The 13,596-nt window shown below is 67.5% G+C and carries 12 protein-coding genes and 1 pseudogene; 1 reads left to right on the forward strand and 12 read right to left on the reverse strand.

Features of this window, described 5'->3' with window-relative positions; all coding sequences use genetic code 11:
• From ACIQ51_RS12885 to ACIQ51_RS12900, 4 genes are all read right to left on the reverse strand, one after another.
• The coding region (locus ACIQ51_RS12885) for a PHP domain-containing protein (protein ID WP_396205460.1) at window positions 1-1,426 on the reverse strand (1,426 nt) is incomplete at its 3' end.
• A 140-nt stretch (window positions 1,427-1,566) separates the two neighbouring features.
• Entirely contained in the window at window positions 1,567-2,022 is a 456-nt protein-coding gene (locus tag ACIQ51_RS12890; protein WP_396205461.1) for a hypothetical protein, read from the reverse strand.
• A gap of 28 nt (window positions 2,023-2,050) precedes the next feature.
• Window positions 2,051-2,923 carry an alpha/beta fold hydrolase gene (locus tag ACIQ51_RS12895; protein WP_396205463.1) on the reverse strand — a complete coding sequence of 291 codons (873 nt, stop codon included), beginning with the start codon at window positions 2,921-2,923 and terminating at the stop codon, window positions 2,051-2,053.
• Between the two features lie 77 nt (window positions 2,924-3,000).
• Entirely contained in the window at window positions 3,001-4,074 is a 1,074-nt protein-coding gene (locus ACIQ51_RS12900) for a M42 family metallopeptidase (RefSeq protein WP_396205464.1), read from the reverse strand.
• Window positions 4,075-4,103: 29 nt separating this feature from the next.
• Between ACIQ51_RS12900 and ACIQ51_RS12905 the strand changes: the two genes are divergently transcribed.
• A complete protein-coding gene (locus tag ACIQ51_RS12905) occupies window positions 4,104-4,460 on the forward strand; it encodes a TSUP family transporter (RefSeq protein ID WP_396205465.1) in 357 nt (118 codons plus the stop codon).
• On the opposite strand, the gene ACIQ51_RS12910 is transcribed toward ACIQ51_RS12905, so the two are convergent.
• The 8 genes and pseudogenes from ACIQ51_RS12910 to ACIQ51_RS12945 form a co-directional block, all read right to left on the reverse strand.
• On the reverse strand, window positions 4,461-5,363 hold the full coding sequence (locus tag ACIQ51_RS12910) for an ABC transporter substrate-binding protein (RefSeq protein ID WP_396205466.1): 903 nt from the start codon (window positions 5,361-5,363) through the stop codon (window positions 4,461-4,463).
• A gap of 143 nt (window positions 5,364-5,506) precedes the next feature.
• Window positions 5,507-7,192 carry an amidohydrolase gene (locus tag ACIQ51_RS12915; protein ID WP_396205467.1) on the reverse strand — a complete coding sequence of 562 codons (1,686 nt, stop codon included), beginning with the start codon at window positions 7,190-7,192 and terminating at the stop codon, window positions 5,507-5,509.
• Between the two features lie 577 nt (window positions 7,193-7,769).
• The gene (locus ACIQ51_RS12920) at window positions 7,770-8,258 is read right to left on the reverse strand and encodes a fasciclin domain-containing protein (protein ID WP_396205468.1); all 489 of its coding nucleotides are present in this window, start codon (window positions 8,256-8,258) and stop codon (window positions 7,770-7,772) included.
• Between the two features lie 176 nt (window positions 8,259-8,434).
• On the reverse strand, window positions 8,435-9,031 hold the full coding sequence (locus ACIQ51_RS12925) for a YggT family protein (protein ID WP_396205469.1): 597 nt from the start codon (window positions 9,029-9,031) through the stop codon (window positions 8,435-8,437).
• A gap of 89 nt (window positions 9,032-9,120) precedes the next feature.
• The gene (locus ACIQ51_RS12930; protein ID WP_396205470.1) at window positions 9,121-10,425 is read right to left on the reverse strand and encodes a UDP-glucose dehydrogenase family protein; all 1,305 of its coding nucleotides are present in this window, start codon (window positions 10,423-10,425) and stop codon (window positions 9,121-9,123) included.
• Between the two features lie 93 nt (window positions 10,426-10,518).
• On the reverse strand, window positions 10,519-11,808 hold the full coding sequence (locus tag ACIQ51_RS12935) for a VanZ family protein (protein ID WP_396205471.1): 1,290 nt from the start codon (window positions 11,806-11,808) through the stop codon (window positions 10,519-10,521).
• A 67-nt stretch (window positions 11,809-11,875) separates the two neighbouring features.
• A complete protein-coding gene (locus ACIQ51_RS12940; protein WP_396205472.1) occupies window positions 11,876-13,045 on the reverse strand; it encodes an acyl-CoA dehydrogenase in 1,170 nt (389 codons plus the stop codon).
• 322 nt (window positions 13,046-13,367) lie between these two features.
• Window positions 13,368-13,596, reverse strand: a pseudogene (locus tag ACIQ51_RS12945) (hypothetical protein); the annotation flags it as partial.

Raw genomic sequence — 13,596 nt, forward strand, 5'->3', positions numbered from 1 at the left:
CCAGAATCGTGAGGTGCGGATCGTCGAGCGCCTTCAATACGCGGTTCGTCATCTGCTCCGCATTCATGCCATAGCGGGTGTGCACGCTGCCGATCACGAAGTCGAAGCGATCGAGGAACCCTGCGTCGTAGTCCATGCGTCCGCAGGGGAGGATGTCGGCTTCGATACCCTTGAGCACGCGGAAATCGAGCCCTTCCTGCGCGAACGCCACGTTGAGGGCGTCGATCTCGGCATGTTGTTCGAGAATGCGGTCGCGCGACAACCCGCCGGCATAGGTATTGGACTGTGAGTGGTCGCTCACGCCCAGATAGCGGAGTCCCCGCGCGTACGCCGCCCGCGCCATCTGCTCGATCGTGGCGGCGCCGTCACTGTATTGCGAGTGGCAGTGCAGGGCGCCGCGCAACTCGTGTTCCTCGAGCAGCGCGGGGAGCACGTCGGCCACGGCGGCTTCTACTTCGCCCGCGGCTTCACGCTGCTCGGGGGGCACGAAGGCCATGCCGAGCTGCTCGTACAGCGCCGCCTCGGACGGAATGGCGACGAGCGCGCCGTCGGCGTCGCGGAGTTCGTCGTTGGTGAGCGTGTAGCCCAGCGATGCGGCGCGTTCGGTCACCTGCTTCACGTGCAGCGCGCTGCCGGTGCCACGCCAGAGCGCGAGCGCAAACTGCTCCGGTCGCACGCAGGCCAGGTCCACCCGCACGCCGTTGTCGAGGCGCAGCTGCAACGTGCGCCCACCGCCGCCCAGCACTTCCTTCACGCCGCGCAGCTGTGCGAGCGTGGCGGCCACGATCGACGGCGATCCGCGCACGGCGGCCACCAGGTCTACGTCGCGCACGATCTCGTTGCGACGGCGGATGGAGCCCGCGATCTCGAGCTGCAGTACATCGGGCTGGATGCGCAGGGCCTCGGCCACGCGCTCCGCTTCGGCGCGCCCATGCTGCCAGAGTACGTAAGCGCCGGTGGCGCGCAGGTCGGCAATCCCTTTGAGCACCTTATCGGCGGTCCGCGCGCCGAACTTGGGGAGCGACGCCAACTTCCCCTCGCGCGCCGCTTGCTCGAGTTCGAGCAAGGTGTCGATGTGCAGCCCATCGTGGATCGAGCGAATGCGCGCCGGCCCGAGCCCGGGCACGCGCAGCATCTCCATCAGCCCCTCGGGAGTCTCTTCCTGGAGCCGTTCGAGCACCGTCGAACTGTTGTGGTCGGCGAGCTCGTGCAGTACGGCGAGCGCTTCCGGCGACAGCAGGTCGGGGTGCGGCCAGTCACGCGGATTGAGCTCGTGCTTGAGCGCCTCACCCAGCGGGCGCTCGCCGAGTGCCGCGGTGATGCGCGCCGCCACCTGCATCGCCTTGACGGCGGCCGCGTCCTCGTCGTGGAGCTCGAGGAGGGTGGCGATCTGGCTGAGCGCGTGGGCGGCGGAACGACAGTCCATGCGGCAAATCTACCTGCCGTGATAAAGGCGGAAAAGCGAGCGACCAGCGGGTAGCGGGAGGGGGAGCCGGACCGTGCTCACCGCGATCTCGGCTCACCGCGCCTACTCACCCATCCACGCGGAGTCTCACCCCTCAGGTCTCATCCCTCGACGCCCGCGAGGTGCTTCATTTGGCGGACCAGGTTCACCATCTGCTCTTCCGTCAGCTCCATTTCCTGCTGCGCGCCATCGGCGTCAATGAGTCCCGTGCGCATACTCACCCCTACCTGATGGAGGTAGCGCACTTTCGAGAGCACTTCGAGCGTCAGCCGACGCAGGCCGTGGTAGCGGCGCTTCTGCGCATTGGCGCGGCGCCAGCGTTGGGTGAGCTCGTCGGGGGTAAGGGTGCGCGCGAGGGCCACGGCGTCGTCGATCGAGCGCCCCGGAATGATCCCGCGGTCGGGGATCCCGCTGGTGGTCCAGTCGGCTTCCGCGAAAAACAGGCGCCCCACGTACTCGATCCCGTCGTGCGCGGTGTGCAGCGTCACGCGGACATCGCGCCCGTCGACGGTGATACTGGCGAGTGGGGTCAGCGTGACGGGTCCGAAGTGCTCCATGATGCGGTCAGCGAAGGGCGGTGTGAACCTACGGCTGGGCTGGCGACGCTCCGTTGAGGAATCCGCCGATGGCCGCGAACAGCGCGTCGGGCTGTTCGACATACGGCACATGTCCACACGCCTCCAGTACCACCATCTCCGCGCCCAGACACTCGGCGGCGGCCACGGCGGATGCCAGTGGAATGGGATCCTGCCTCCCATGCACGACGAGTGTGGGGATATGTACGGCACGCAAAGTTTCCATCATGTCGTACTGGCCCAGCGACTGCCACACCGACTGCTGGACTTTCCCGGTCACGCGGAAGGGGGTGAGCGCGTGTGCCTTGTACGGATCGGCGAAGTACCCCGCCACGCTGAGCTCGAAGCTCCGCTGCCGGTACGCCTCCGGATCACGCTCGCGCAGTCCACCCGCGGCCAGCGCAGTGCGCATCCCCTGAATGACCTCGCTGCGCCCCCGGGCGGCCAGCGTGGCCTCAAATTCGTCACGCCACGCGCGCGTGATCGGCGCCGGCGACACGAGCACCAGCTGCGAAGGCGTGGGATACGCCGCCCCATCGCGCGAGCTCTGTACCGCGTAGAGCATCGCCAGCAGCGCCCCCCATGAGTACCCCACGATCGGTGCCCCTTCGAGTCGGTGCTCCCGGATCAGCGCCGCCAGGTCCGCGACCTGCGTTTCCCACGTAATGGGCGCCGGATCGTCGGTCTTCGACTGCCCGCCCCCGCGCTGATCGTAGGTGAAGACCCGGTGCGTCGCCGTGAGCGCGAGCATCTGCGGATACAGGTAGTCGTGATGCGCCCCCGGACCACCGTGCAGCAGCACGAGCGGCGGATGCGCCGCGTCGCCATCTTTGCGCCAGAAGAGTGGAACGGGCGTGGTGGTGGCGTATCCGGAAGTCGTCATGACGGCGGGGAGCACGGGAACGGCAACGGCGCACCACGGACGTCGTCCGGGCGGAGGTCGCCGCCGCGGATGAGCGTTTAGCGGGCGGTGAAGTCCATCGAGGCGCTTACGCGCCGGCACGCCTCGGCGATCAGCGTCGCGGCCCGGTCGAGATCCTCCAGCGAGACCATCTCGTTGGGCGAGTGCATGTACCGGTTCGGGATACTCACCAGCGCGGTGGCCACACCCGTGCGGGCGAGTTGCATCGCGTCGGCATCGGTGCTCGTGAACCGACCCGCGGCGTGGATGGAGTAGGGGATCTCCAGCTGCTTCGCCGTGTCGGCGAGCAGGCGGAAGACCACCGGGCTCGTGACCGATCCGCGCGTGAGCACGGGACCGCCGCCGATCGTGTGTTCGCCCACTTCCTCCTTCTTCATGCCCGGGTGGTCCGTCGCGAACGTCACGTCGACCGCGATCGCCATCGTGGCATCCACCGACTGCGCGGCCACGCGTGCGCCGCCCCCGCTGTAGCCGATCTCCTCCTGCGCGGTGGCTGCGGCCACCACCCGCGCCGCACCGGGACGCTGCGCGTAGCGACGGAGGGCCTCCAGCACCACGAACGCGCCGATGCGGTCGTCGATGCTGCGGCTCACGATGCGCTGGTTGGGCATGTCCATCGTGCGGGAGTCGATCACCCCCGGGTCGCCCACCTCGAGATGCTCGAGCGCCTCCGGCTTGGTCTTCACGCCGATGTCCACCCAGAGGTCGGTGATCTTGCTCGCCTTCTCCCGCTCGTCCGGCTTCATGAGATGGATGGGCTTCTTGCCGATCACGCCGTACACGTCGCCGTGACGCCCCAGGAACCGGATGCGTTGTGCCACCAGCACCTGCGGGTCCCAGCCACCGATCGGCTCGAAGTACACATAGCCGTGGTCATCGATGTGCGTGATGATGATCCCGATCTCGTCGATGTGCCCGGCGAGCAGGATGGTCGGCCCCGTGCCGTCCCCCTCGATGGTTGCGAGCGAGTTGCCGACCACGTCGGCCCGGATATCGGCCGCAAAGGTGGCCGCTTCAGCGCGCCATACACGCGCCGGCGCGCCTTCGAACCCCGATGGACCGGGGGTGTCGAGCAGGCGCTTGAGAAAGGCGATCGAAGTGTCGGAAAGCATGCCGGAAATATAGGTGCTAATGTTGTGGCATGACTCTCCTGTTACTCGCAATCGGACTCGGCGCCGGCGTGCTGTCGGGGATCTTCGGCATCGGTGGCGGCATCGTTATCGTGCCCGCGCTCATCTACTTCGCCAAAATGGCGCCGCAGCAGGCGGCTGGCACCTCACTCGCCGCGCTCGTCCTGCCGCTCGGTGCCGCGGTGGGCGCTTTCAACTACTACCGTGCCGGCCAGCTGCAGCTGCGCGACGCGCTGCTGATCGCCGTGGGTATGGCGGTGGGCGCCTTCGCCGGCAGCTGGATTTCCACCAACATGGACGGCGATGTGCTGCGGAAGGCGTTCGCGGTCTTGATGGTGGTGATGGCGGTGAAGATGTGGGTGGGGTAACTACGCCACCCGCACCGCGTGCCACGGTTCGATCTCGCTGAACAGCGTGGGCGCGAAGATGCTGGCCATGGCCTCGATGCCGTCCACCACGCGTGGCCCCGGGCGGGAAATGAGGCCATTGGCGTCGAGCGCCCACACCGGTCGGCCCGCGAGCCAGCGCCACTGTGGCAGTGAGAGGCACCGCGTCGCTTCGGCCGCGGCGTTGTCGAGGGTGTAACCGCAGGGCGCAATCAGCACGATCTCGGGATGGGCAGCGCGCAGGACGTCCATGTCCACGCGCAGGCTGTGCACGCCGGGTTGCCCCAACACATCTACGCCGCCGGCGCGCTTGATCTGCTCCGGGCCCCAGTGCCCTGCCGCGTACAGGGGATCGGTCCACTCGATCAGCGCCACCCGCGGCCGTGGCGCCTGCGCGGCCTTGAGCGTTTCGTGCACACGCTTCACACGGTCGCGCAGCCCGGCCAGCAGTTCGTTGGCTTCGTCCTCCGCGCCGATGGCTGCCGCCACCGCACGAATGTCGTCGTACACGCCCTCCAGCGATTCCCCGCCCAGCGTGACAATCGCTGGCGCCGGCTCGATGCGCGCTGCGAGTGCCCGCACATCGTGCTCGCTGATCGCGCACACGTTGCACAGCTTCTGCGTGATGATGAGCGTGGGGTGCAGCGCCATGATGGTCTTTTCGTCGAGCGCAAAGAGCGCCACGCCCGCGTTGCTCGCGTCGCGCACGGCCGCATCGATCGCGGCCGGATCGTGCGTATCGGGGACTGCACTCTTCGTGACGCGCGCGCGCGACCCCACGATATCGGGGTAGTCGCACTCGTGCGTGATCCCCACCAGATGGTCAGTGGCGCCCAACAGCGCGACGATTTCGGTGGCGGCCGGGAGAAGCGAGACGATGCGCATCTTCGTGGTGGACGATGGTTTGGGGCTGCGCGCGCTACGGCGCGTGATGGGAAACCCGTTGGGAGACCCGTTGGGAGACCCGTTGGGAGACGCGTTGGCACGGACGCGGGCCGGCGCCCATCGCTCGGGCCCCCCGGTCCGCCTTACCGCGAAAACACCCGCTTGCCTCCGACCCACGTCTCCAGCACGCGCGTAGTGAGCACCAGCGATGCCGGCACGCGCATGATGTCCTGATCGAGCACCACGAAGTCCGCGTATTTCCCCGGCGTGATCGATCCCATGGCCTGCTCCTGGAAGCCCGCGTACGCCGGCCACAGGGTCATGCTGCGCAGCGCGTCTTCACGCGACATGCGCTGCTCCGGGTACCAGCCGCCGGCGGGCCAGTCGCGCGCGTCCTGACGGGCGATGCTCGCGTGGAAGCTGATGAGCGGGTTCACCTCTTCCACCGGGAAGTCCGATCCGTTGGGGATCACCACGCCCGTCTGCAGCAGTGACTGCCAGGCGTAGGCGCCGTACAGGCGCGTGGGGCCAAGCCGCTTGCCGATCCAGTACATGTCGCTCGTCTGGTGGCTGGCCTGCATGCTGGGGATGACCCCCAACTGCGCGAAGCGCGGGATGTCGTCCTGATGCAGGATCTGCGCGTGCTCCACGCGGAAACGGTGATCGGCGGTGGGGCGCGCGTTGAGCGCCTTTTCGTAGGCGTCGAGCACCACGCGGTTGCCGCGGTCACCGATGGCGTGCGTGTTGATCTGGAAGCCCGCGGCGAGGCCGCGCTTGGCCACCTCCTCGATGTGCGCGGGGGCGCTCAACAGGAGGCCACTGTTGTTGGGATCGTCGCTGTACGGCTCCAGGAGCGCGGCGCCGCGGGAGCCCATCGCCCCGTCGGCGTACAGCTTGACCGCCCGCACCCACACCTGCCCGTCGTAGAGGGCCGACCGGGGGCCCACCTGGAAGTAGTGCTCCAGCGCCTTGGCGTCGTCGCCAATCATTACGTAGAGGCGCAGGTTGAGATCACCTTGCTGCGCCATCGCCTCGAAGAGATCGATGTTCTCTCGGCTCGCGCCGGCGTCGTGCATCCCCACAAGCCCCAGCGAGTGCATGCGCGCGACGGCGTCCTTGAGGGCGGCGCGCATCTCGTCGCGCGAGAGTGGCGGTACCTTGCTCTCCACGAGATTCGAGGCACGGTCGATCAGCACGCCCGTGGGATTCCCCTTGGCGTCGCGGATGATCTTGCCGCCGCTCGGATCCTTGGTGGTGGCCGTGAGCCCGGCCAGCTGCATCGCGGCGGCATTCACGTAGGCGGCGTGGCCATCCACGCGCTCGAGGATCACCGGATGATCCGGCGCGGCCGCGCTCAGCGCCTCGTGGGTGGGGAAGGCGGTGTTGCCCCAGGCGTTCTGGTCCCACCCGCGCCCGATGATCCATGACCCCTTGGGGGTGCGCTTGGCACGCTCCACCACCCGCTCGATCACCTCAGTGAGGCTCTTGGTGCCCACAAGGTCTACGCTCCGCAGCTTCTGCGCGAGCCCGGCGAAGTGCGCATGCCCGTCCACCATGCCGGGGATCACGGTGCGGCCGCCCGCGTCCACGACTCTGGTGTTGGCCCCCGTGAGCGCCTTCGCCTCGCGCGCTGAGCCGGTGAACACCACGCGACCACCCCGCACCGCGAAGGCCTCCACCAGCGGGCGGGCGTCGTCGGCGGTGTAGACCCGCGCGTTCGTCACGACGAGATCGGCGGCGACGGCGGACGGCGGAACGACGGGAGCGTGGACGACGGGAGCCGCCACAGTGGGCGCTTGGACCGCGAGCAGGGCGAGGAGACGGAGCATGATCGGAAGAGGGCAGGAGACATCGGGCCAACCAACCCGGGGAGCTTACGGCCCGATCGCACCGGAGGGCAACGGCTAGGGGGCGGGTCGCGGCGCACCGCATTTCATGTTGACGCCGTGCAACATGCCGCCTGCTCTACCCGCCCCGGGTCGCGACGTGCTTTGGCGGAATTTCTGTAAGTGCTTGAAAAACATGAGCTTGCGGAAGGAAGAGGCTGCCACTTCGTCGCTGGTACGAATCTTTCATGACGGTGACGTCACCAATGCGACGCATTCTCCGATGTCCCGAAATGGCGCCCGTTTCGCACGGCCATCCTGCCAGGCCGTGCCACGTACGACGCTGTGGCCTGCAGCGCAGCCCGCGATCGCTGGGCTAATGACACCAGTCGTTTGGTCTCGAGCCATCGGCATTCGGCTCCAGAGCACTCGGCAATGCAATGGTATTGAATGAGGAATGCCAAAACGCCACCCCAAATCGGGGTGGCGTTTTGTCCTGTGGGCAACCAGCGGTGGCGGTCCCCCGACCACCGTCCCGCGGCGTCCTGCTCAATGAGCAGAGCGCGTGGGACCGGCGGAGTTACTTGGCCGGCGGCAGGATCACCGCATCGATTACGTGGATCACGCCGTTCTTGGCAATGATGTCCGTCTTCACGATGTGGGCGTTGTTGATCATCGGCGTGCTCCCCATGACCGTGATCTTCGCATCCGAGCCTTCAACCGTCTTGGCGCTCTTGCCGGCGAGCTTGAGGGCGTCAGCGGCCATGACCTTGCCGGCCACCACGTGGTAGAGCAGCACGCTCTTGAGCTTCGCCTTGTCGGCGGCCAGCGCCTGCAGCGTGGCGGCGGGGACCTTGGCGAACGCTTCGTCGGTGGGGGCGAAGACCGTGAACGGGCCCGGGCCCTTGAGCGTCTCGACCAGACCGGCATCGCCGAGGAGCTTGGCGAGCGTCTTGAAGGAGCCGGCGGCGACCGCCGTCTCCACGATGTCCTTGTCCTGAGCCTGGGCGGCAGTCGGGGCGGCAAACGCGAGGACCGCGGCCGTGGCGAGCAGGGAAAGCTTGCGCATCTGTGACGACTCCATGTCGTGTAGTTCCGGTACATGTTGGACCGATCGGTCCTAACAAGAACTAGAACACGCCCCGCCCACGCCCTGTTCCGGGAATTTGCGCGTCGTATGCAATCTGTGACAGTCCGAACGGGCCGGTCCGAGCCCGCAGCGGATCCGTTGGGGACGTCCCGGGCCTACCGCAGCACGCCGATGATCAGCGTCTCCAGGATACCCAGCCCGAAGTACGCCACCAGCACCGAGATGTCGATCATCCCGATCGTGGGGATCACGTTGCGCAGTGGGGTCAGGAACCATTCGGTCAGGACGTAGCTCCAGCGCCACCACGGGGAGTAGGGACCGCCCCCCACCCAGCTGGCGATCACGCGCGCGAACAGCGCGATGCGCAGCGCGCTGAACGTCCAGCGGATCAGCAGGGCGATCAGCCCGGCGCCGGTCTGCGACGCGAAGGCAAGCATGAGGAACTGGTCGCGCAGGAATTGGACGCCCGAGAGCAGCAGCAGCCCGCCCAGAATCACGGCCGCCAGCGACCACCAGGGTGCGGACTGTGGTGACCCACCTGCGCGTAGCAGACGGCGCTCCATGGGGGCCACCAGTACCGGATCGATCTTCTCGCGGACGAAGCGCGCCACCGGTGAGAACGGCGAGATGCGCCGCGCGCGCACCCCCCACGACACGAGAGCCCCCACGCCCGCGACGAATCCGCCCGCAAATACGAGTGGGCGGAGTAACGCGAGGACGGTATTCAGCACGCCGGCAACGGTTTCGATCATGGTTGAATATTACCCGCCAGCACCGCCCGGCATGAATGATCGAGCCCTCCCCGCTGCCCCAGCCGACGCGCGCTGCCGTCCGTCGCCGCTCAGGGCCTGCCGATGCTCGTGTACGCGAACCCCTGCGCCCGGACCACCTCCGGCCGGTACACATTGCGCAAGTCCACAAACACGCGTTGCCGCATTGGGGCGCCCAGACGCTCCAGATCGAGCCCGCGGAATTCGTTCCACTCCGTCACCAGGGCGACGGCGTGGGCGCCTTCGGCCACCGCGTAGGGATCGGCGCACCACTCCACGTCGGGCAGTAGTGACTGCGCTTCGTGCATCGCGGCCGGATCGAACGCCTTCACCGTGGCTCCGGCGTCCTGCAGCGCGGGAATGATGCTCAAGCTCGGGGCGTCGCGCATATCGTCGGTGTTGGGCTTGAACGCCACGCCAAGCACGCCGATCGACTTGCCCCGCACGCTGCCGCCGCACGCGGCCATGATGCGGCCGGCCATCGCGCCTTTGCGGCGGTCGTTGATCTGCACCACCGTCTCCACCAAGCGCACTGGCGAGCCCACGTCCTGCGCGGTGCGGGCAAGCGCCAGTGTGTCCTTGGGAAAGCAGCTGCCGCCGTATCCGGGCCCGGCATGCAGGAACTTCTTGCCAATGCGCCCGTCGAGCCCCATGCCGCGTGCGATGTCCTGCACGTCGGCACCAAGCTTGTCGCACAGGTCCGCGATCTCGTTGATGAATGTGATCTTGGTCGCGAGAAAGGCGTTGGCCGCGTACTTGGTGAGTTCGGCCGTCTCGAGACCGGTCACCACCATCGGCGTTTCCATGAGGAACAGTGGACGGTACAGCTCGCGCAGGACCGCCTGGGCGCGCGCCGTTTCGCATCCGATCACCACACGATCGGGACGCATGAAGTCGCCGATCGCCGAGCCCTCACGCAGGAACTCCGGGTTCGATGCCACATCAACGTCGGCCTCGGGGTTGGTGTCGCGAATCAGCTCCGCCACCCGCCGCCCGGTGCCCACGGGGACCGTGCTCTTCGTGACCACGACGGTGTAGCCGCTCAGCGCCTTGGCCACATCAATTGCGGCCTGCTCGACAAACCGGAGATCGGCGTGCCCATCGCCGCGGCGGCTTGGCGTGCCTACCGCGAGAAACACGGCGTCCGCCCCGCTCACGGCGGTTGGCAGATCGGTCGTGAAGCGCAGACGACCCGACCGCACACCGCGGGCCACCAGATCATCCAGACCGGGTTCGAAGATCGGGATGTCCCCGCTACGCAGGCGTTCGATCTTGCCGGCATCCCGGTCCACACACGTGACCGTGGACCCGAACTCGGCGAAACACGCACCCGATACGAGTCCAACGTATCCGGTGCCGATCATGGCGATGTGCATGGCGTGCGGGGCGGCTCATGGCAGGAACAATCATGCCCGACCGGCGCACACCACTCGCAACGCTGGTGTTCCGGTCAGCGGGACGCCGATACGCTATGCCCGCTTCGTGCGCAATCGGTGAAGGGCGAGTAACGCACCGGTCACATACGCCCCCGCCAGCATCACCCATTCGGAGACACGGAGTGGGTGCACCGCACCCAGCACCGGTGACAGCACCGCACTGCCCACCACGAGGACTGCGCCGAGTGTGACAGCGGTGCGGCTGGCATGGGCACTCCACCATCCGAGTGGTCCCGCCAGCAATCCCAGCCACCCGCACAGCACGAGCAGCGCCCACGGCGACTGTACCGTGACCGCCGGTTGCAACAACGCCCATCCGAGGGCGGGGGTGAGTCGCAGCTCTGCATGCGCTGCGGGCGTCGCAGCGCCCGACGGAAACGCCTCGAGCCGCAGTCGTTCCCCGCTCGCGAACGCGTGCACCGTGACCGGCCGCGCGTCGCGTTGCAGATCACCCCAGGCGCCTGCCAGCGCGAGGCGCGGCATGTACAGCCCGTGTCGTCCCGCGCGACGTGTCACGATCAGCCACGCCGTGTCCCGCTGCTGGCCGATCAGCAGCACCGGCAGCGAATCACGGACGGCGTGCAGGTACAGCACCGCGCGGATGTTCGCGGCGGGATCGAGCCGGGTGAGGGTGGCCGAGGTGCTGAGGGACCACGGTACCGGATCCAGAGCGCGCACCACGGGTCCGGTCCCAGTGGGGCGCGAAAACACCTGCGCCGCCACCTGAACCGACTCGATGGTGCCGTCGTACCAGCCGAACGCTGGCGCGTAGCTGTAGCGGCTGGCTCGTACCTGCGTAGCGCTGGGCGCGTCGCCGAGCGTGGCGGTGGATTCGCCCAGTGCACACGCCGTCAGCGCAAGCACGCTGGCCGCGCCAATCGACCACGCCAGCACGCACCACGTGGCTATAGACCGGACAGGCTGTACGACCTGAGGCCAGGACGCTGCCAGCAGTGCCCCTGCCACTGCGCCGGTGGTGTTGGTCAGCAGGTCGGCAACCGCCGGCGAACGCCCCGGCGGCCATCCCATCCACTGCGCACTCTCCACGAGCAGCGAGAGGAGCAGACCGGCAGCGCCCGCCTGCTTGATCGCGCGTATCGCAGTGGCCCCCTGCCATACGCGCCCTGTGCCAAGCGAGGCGCTGAGCGACGCGCCGAACGGCAGGAACAACAGCACATTGCTGATCGCGTCCGCCAGCCAGTGCTCGCTGCACACGATGCAGAAGCGAACGGCCTGGGTCTCGCCGGGCGCCGCTCCGCCAATCGAAAACAGCGTGGCGAACACGATGATCGCCACGCTGCCGAGGAGTCCTATATGTCGCACGACCAGCGACGCACTCAGACCCCGGAACCCGCACCCGCCGCCTGACACAGGCTGGTGTGCGGGTCGCTCACTTCAGCACGGCCTTGGCAATGGTCTGCAGCTGCATGTTGCTGGTACCCTCGTAGATCGTGCCGATCTTGGCGTCGCGATAGAACTTCTCCACCGGGTACTCGCGGGTGTAGCCGTAGCCACCGAACAGTTCCACGCACAGGCTGGTCACGCGCTCGCACATCTGGCTCGCGTACAGCTTGGCCATGGCGCCCTCCCGCGCGATATCGCGCCCGGCGTCCTTGAGGCGCGCCGCGTTGTACACCATGAGCCGTGCCGCCTCGAGCTCCGTGGCCGCCTGCGCCACCTGAAACTGGATGCCCTGGAACTCGGCCAGCGCCTTGCCGAACTGCTTGCGCTCCTTGAGGTACGCCGTGGCCGCGTTGAGTGCGCCCTGCGCCACGCCCAGCATCTGCGCCCCGATACCGATGCGCCCTTCGTTGAGCGTTTCGATCGCGATCTTGTACCCGGTTCCAACTTCTCCCAGGACGTTGGCATCGCTCACGAATACGTTCTCGAAGTGCAGGCTGGTGGTGCTGCTGGCACGGATGCCCAGCTTGTCTTCCTTCTTGCCCACCGTGAAGCCGGGCATCCCGCGCTCCACGATGAAGGCCGTGATGCCCTTGTAGCCCAGGTCGGGGCGCGTGTTGGCGAACACCACAAACACGTTCGCTTCGCCGCCATTGGTGATCCACGCTTTGCTGCCGTTCAGCGTCCACCCGCCCTCGGCCTTCTCGGCGCGCGTGGCGAGACCGAACGCGTCACTGCCACTTCCGGGCTCGCTCAGCGCGTACGCGCCGATGGTGTCTGCCGTCATGCGCGGCAGGATGCGCGCGCGTTGCTCCTCGTTGCCGTAGCGATGGAGCGGGTAATTCACGAGCGTGTTCTGGACGTCTACCTGAATGGCGGCACTCGCGTCCACCTTGCTGAGTTCCTCCACGGCCAGGGTGACCATCATGAGCGATCCCCCGGCACCCCCGTACTGCTCGGGGAGCTCGATGCCCATGAGCCCCATCTCGAAGAACTTGGCGGTAAGGTCGGCGTCGACCTTGCCCGCTTCTTCCATGGCACGCACACGCGGTGCCACGTCGGACTGGGCCAGGTCGGCCACGGCAGCGCGGAACAGCTCCTCCTCCTCGGAGAGGATGGTGAGCGGCGGTCGGGAGAGATCGGTCAGCGGGGCAGTCATGGTGGTGGTGCAGCGGAGGGGGAGTGCAGCGGGAGACTTCGGAGCTTGTGGCCGAGCGCCCCGCGGTGCGGCGTACCAGTGATTTAAGAGCGGGACACAGGCGGGAAAAGGACCGGACGCCGGGCTCCGGCCGCACCAACCCATCAGGAGGGTGACCGCTGGGGCACGGGACCATGGGCGCGCCACCGGTATCGCGGCGCGTCCGTCCCCGGTTCTGCCACTCGGTCAGCACCAGCAAATCCATGCACCGCAATCATTTGGCGCTCATTGCCAAGCCCCGCCCCGAGGGGCTCGGGAAACGCGCGGGGGACTCGGGCAAGCACTAGGTCACCTGCGAAATGCCGTAGTGCCGCTCCCAAAGGCGCAAGAAGAGCAACGTGAACATTCGCTCGCCGACCGGTTTGCCCTCCTTTAGGAGTTTCTTGTACGCCAGCAGCGCTCGCTGATCTACAAGGCCGTCACGCGAGTCGCCGCAGGTCTCATCGACGAGTGATCGCCAGGCGCCGTGCATCCACGCCTCGAGGGGAATCGAGAATCCCTGCTTTCTGGTG

Origin of the sequence: Gemmatimonas sp. (genome assembly GCF_044344655.1) — a bacterium.
Lineage (GTDB): Bacteria > Gemmatimonadota > Gemmatimonadetes > Gemmatimonadales > Gemmatimonadaceae > Gemmatimonas.

Bases quoted from the DNA above. Each gene is read 5' to 3' on its own strand.
- ACIQ51_RS12915 (WP_396205467.1), bottom strand. From the start codon at position 7,192: ATGCTCCGTCTCCTCGCCCTGCTCGCGGTCCAAGCGCCCACTGTGGCG.
- ACIQ51_RS12930 (WP_396205470.1), bottom strand. From the start codon at position 10,425: ATGCACATCGCCATGATCGGCACCGGATACGTTGGACTCGTATCGGGT.
- ACIQ51_RS12895 (WP_396205463.1), bottom strand. From the start codon at position 2,923: ATGACGACTTCCGGATACGCCACCACCACGCCCGTTCCACTCTTCTGG.
- ACIQ51_RS12890 (WP_396205461.1), bottom strand. From the start codon at position 2,022: ATGGAGCACTTCGGACCCGTCACGCTGACCCCACTCGCCAGTATCACC.
- ACIQ51_RS12910 (WP_396205466.1), bottom strand. From the start codon at position 5,363: ATGCGCATCGTCTCGCTTCTCCCGGCCGCCACCGAAATCGTCGCGCTG.
- ACIQ51_RS12940 (WP_396205472.1), bottom strand. From the start codon at position 13,045: ATGACTGCCCCGCTGACCGATCTCTCCCGACCGCCGCTCACCATCCTC.
- ACIQ51_RS12920 (WP_396205468.1), bottom strand. From the start codon at position 8,258: ATGCGCAAGCTTTCCCTGCTCGCCACGGCCGCGGTCCTCGCGTTTGCC.
- ACIQ51_RS12905 (WP_396205465.1), top strand. From the start codon at position 4,104: ATGACTCTCCTGTTACTCGCAATCGGACTCGGCGCCGGCGTGCTGTCG.
- ACIQ51_RS12925 (WP_396205469.1), bottom strand. From the start codon at position 9,031: ATGATCGAAACCGTTGCCGGCGTGCTGAATACCGTCCTCGCGTTACTC.
- ACIQ51_RS12900 (WP_396205464.1), bottom strand. From the start codon at position 4,074: ATGCTTTCCGACACTTCGATCGCCTTTCTCAAGCGCCTGCTCGACACC.